Annotated in this window: 1 protein-coding gene; it reads right to left on the bottom strand. The window is 67.7% G+C overall.

All coding sequences use genetic code 11. From position 1 onward, the window contains the following. Nucleotides 1–216: 216 nt before the first annotated feature. Complete coding sequence (locus EFE23_RS27785; protein WP_199737275.1) at nucleotides 217–1,488, bottom strand: IS4 family transposase; 1,272 nt, start codon at nucleotides 1,486–1,488, stop codon at nucleotides 217–219. Nucleotides 1,489–1,577: the final 89 nt, after the last annotated feature.

Genomic DNA, 1,577 nt, shown 5'->3' with positions numbered 1-1,577 from the left:
CAATGCCACTTAGCCTAAGTTGATCATGCTGCTCTGGGTATGACGGGATACAACCTGATCGTGGCCGGCCCGGGATGGCGGATGCTGGCGGGCTCGCCGTGTTTCTTGACCCGGTACTGGTTGTGGCGTGCGCGTTTGACGGCGCGGGGACAGGTGCGGTGCCGTCTGGCGGGGTTGAGCTTGGCGGTGATCTCGACGTGGATGGCGGTCAGGGCATCATTCCAGGCCGGAGGGGGGAATGGCCGCCGTGCCGGTGGCGGTACGACGCACGAGCCGCAGGGCCCGGGTGAAGCTTATTCGATCTGGGTCGATGTCGGCGGCTTCGGCGGCGCGGGTGATCAGCACGCTCATCGCGTAGTGGACCAGCAGCCATGCCCAGATCTCCTGATGCACCAGATCGGGCAGTCGTGAACGCAGGATCTTGCCAGGGCCGCGAAGGTGGGTCTTGAGCTGGTCGTTTCCGGTTTCGTGTTCCCAGCGCAAGTGGTAGGCCTCGGCCAGTTCGTCGGCGCGGGCGGCACCCGGATCGAGCACGGTGGAAAGCAGCGCGATCAGTTCGCCGCTGCCGTTACCGTCCCGGTCGGGTACGTCGTACTCGACCACCCGGGCCAGGTGGGCGACTGGCAGACCACGCTCGTCGACGGCGTCGTCACAGTCGCCCAGCTCTGCGGCGCGGGCTGCGGCCAGGATCCGTTCCCGGCGGGCGCCACGGACCGACGGATTGACCAGCACGGTCAGGTAGGTGCCGTCAGCCAGCACCGTCACCACGGGCAGCCCGAGGCCGGTCGGGGCACGCCACAACAGGTCCGCCCCGGTCGCGCACGCGCGGTCCCACGCCTGCCAGGAGTAGAAGTTACGGTCGGCGGTGAGCAACTCGCCTCGGCGCAGCCGCGAGTACAACGGCATGGCCAGGGTCTTCTCCCCGGTGGCCCACGCGCCGACCTGCGCGGCGAGGAACGCGTGCGTGCCGCACTCGGTCAACGCCACTACCCGAGCCTTCGGATACGCCGAGCGGTTGTCCCCAGACCCGGCATATCCGAACTCCGCAGCGTTGGCCTTCGTGTCGGGCACGTCCACCTCGAACCCGTCGATGGCCAGCACCCGCCACGACCGCAGCATCGCCCCACGCGTGAGCATCGACCCGACCGGCTCCACCACCTGCTCGAACACCTCGGCCAAGGTGTCACGGCCCAACCGCTGCCGGGCCTGACTGATCCCGCCCGAGGTTGGCGCCGTCCACGAGGCGTCCCAACACCCGAACCGGTCCAACGACCCGGTCACCTTCGCCGCGACCTCGGTGTAGTCATCCTCGGGGAACAGCCACAACCCCATCGTCAGATACGCCGTCACATGCGGCGGCAACTTCCCATCCGACCGCTTGGCGCCCACCCCACACCGCGCCACCGCACCATCGATCGCGTCCCGCGGCACCGACGTCACCAACACCCCGACCGACACCTGATCCGGCCGAACATCCACACCAGACACGAACGCAGATCAGACCAGAGCCCGATAGGCGAACGACGCCGCCACACCGTACGGGTCATGAACCCGAAACGACCACCATGATCAACTTA

Origin of the sequence: Micromonospora solifontis (assembly GCF_003725545.1) — a bacterium.
Classification (GTDB): Bacteria; Actinomycetota; Actinomycetes; order Mycobacteriales; family Micromonosporaceae; genus Micromonospora; species Micromonospora solifontis.
Note: the sequence above shows the minus strand (reverse complement) of the source record. Positions and strands in the feature narration are given on the sequence as shown.